General features: G+C 65.8%; 5 protein-coding genes. All 5 read left to right on the top strand.

The genetic code is table 11. The features are described 5' to 3' along the window. The coding region (locus ACIA76_RS43730) for a hypothetical protein (protein WP_397161496.1) at positions 1-456 on the top strand (456 nt) is incomplete at its 5' end. Then, entirely contained in the window at positions 453-653 is a 201-nt protein-coding gene (locus ACIA76_RS43725; protein WP_397161494.1) for a hypothetical protein, read from the top strand. The genes ACIA76_RS43730 and ACIA76_RS43725, both read left to right, overlap by 4 nt. Before the next feature lie 42 nt (positions 654-695). Further along, positions 696-1160 (top strand): hypothetical protein, encoded by a 465-nt coding sequence (locus ACIA76_RS43720; protein ID WP_397161492.1) that lies wholly within the window; start codon positions 696-698, stop codon positions 1158-1160. Further along, positions 1157-1312 carry a hypothetical protein gene (locus ACIA76_RS43715; RefSeq protein WP_397161490.1) on the top strand — a complete coding sequence of 52 codons (156 nt, stop codon included), beginning with the start codon at positions 1157-1159 and terminating at the stop codon, positions 1310-1312. Before ACIA76_RS43720 ends, ACIA76_RS43715 begins: the two co-directional genes overlap by 4 nt. Positions 1313-1345: 33 nt before the next feature. Further along, positions 1346-1581: hypothetical protein (locus ACIA76_RS43710; RefSeq protein WP_397161488.1), on the top strand; the 236-nt coding region annotated here is incomplete at its 3' end.

The following is a 1581-nucleotide window of genomic DNA, read 5'->3' as shown; positions in this document are numbered from 1 at the left end:
TGCGCGCGGGCCGCCCTGGGTGCTGGGCAGCTCGTCACCGAACCAGACATCACTCTTCCGGCAGACGGCGTGATCGCCGCCGGAATCGTTTGCCGAGGCGACAACACCACTACCATCGCGCTGCGCGAAGTGATCAACCGCTACGGCCGCCCTGAAGACCGTATCCCGGTCTGCCCCGGCTGCGAACGCCGCCTCATCCCCGCTGGACAACCCCTCGGAGTGAACGAAGGCCGCCTCTCCGCCCGGGGCATGTGCAAAGCCTGCTACACCGCTACCGAACGATCCGGGCAGTTGGCGAAGGTCTATCAGCTGCGGCCGTCCGACTGTATCGACTGCGAACTCCCGATGGTCGGTCGCGACGACGACGCCCCCGAAGGACACGTCCGCCATCACTCGAAGGGCCGCTGCCTCGGCTGCCAAACCAATCACCGCCGGGTACATAGGGCGACAGCATGATCAAACCGTTCGGCCAGCTCAACAGCCACGACGTGGGCAAGTCGCTCATCTACCGCGATCATGGTCGCGCCCATCGTGTGAAACTCACTGGCCTGGAACACAAATCGAGCTACATCGTCGCGTTTGTGACCACCGGATTCGTGACGGAAAAGCTGCTCACGCTGCCGCCGGACACCACGGTCACCGTCGAACTCTGACCGCCTCGTCGACCGCCATCGACACCGCAAGGAACCAACCCGATGAACAGTGCCATCCTGCCGCTACCGTACTCGAGACCGCCGCTTTCGATGAAAGACTCCGGCGTCTCGCGCGGAGCCACGTTCGCGAAAGCCCGGGCCCGCAAACAGATCCGCAAGGACGTGTGTCGCCTCGCCGCCATTGCGTTCCTGCCGCGCGGCGTCGACCACGTCACCGTTCAACTGCATTACCGCCCACGCGATAACAGAGTTCGCGACACCGACAACCTCTGGGCCACATTGAAACCCGCCTGTGACGCCCTCACCGTCGGCAAGACCGCAGGCGTCTCGCGCCGCACCAAACGTGCGGTGCCCGCGCAGCTCGGCTACGGCATGGTCCAGGACGACTCGCCCCGCTGGATGGCCAAGCCCGAACCGATCATTCACGAAGCCGTGCAAGGCGAGCCCGGCTCGCTGTGGCTGGAACTCACCTGGCGCGACCCGGCCGAATCAGCAGGTTCCGAGTGATCCGCCTCGCCCTACACCTGCCGTTCGGGATCGCGCTGCGCATGGAAGTGCACCGCCGTGTCGATCCTGCCGACCTCGCCGCCGCCGCCTGGTCCGACGCCTGGCGTGAACCCCCGTACGCGGAGGACGAAAACGACGACAGCGGCGACTGACCTGCAAACCACTGGACCTGAAGGAGATTCACTATGCCCCCGACGACTGTCGGAGTGACCAAAGAGCAGCTGCGCGCCAAGCTGGAGGAGGCACTGCAACGTTTCCCGGACGGCGAGGCCCTGTCGGTCGACACCTCCACTGTTGCCGCTGGCGCGAACCCGCTCATGCCGACCGAGGCCGAGCGGCTCGCCGCAGCCAACGGCCACAACGACTCCGGCGCCGCTGACGACGAACCGACACCTGTCGAACCCATCCCCCAGTCGCCCGT

Source organism: Nocardia sp. NPDC051570, from assembly GCF_044454005.1.
Lineage (GTDB): Bacteria > Actinomycetota > Actinomycetes > Mycobacteriales > Mycobacteriaceae > Nocardia.
Note: the sequence above shows the minus strand (reverse complement) of the source record. Positions and strands in the feature narration are given on the sequence as shown.

Bases quoted from the DNA above. Each gene is read 5' to 3' on its own strand.
- ACIA76_RS43725 (WP_397161494.1), top strand. From the start codon at position 453: ATGATCAAACCGTTCGGCCAGCTCAACAGCCACGACGTGGGCAAGTCG.
- ACIA76_RS43720 (WP_397161492.1), top strand. From the start codon at position 696: ATGAACAGTGCCATCCTGCCGCTACCGTACTCGAGACCGCCGCTTTCG.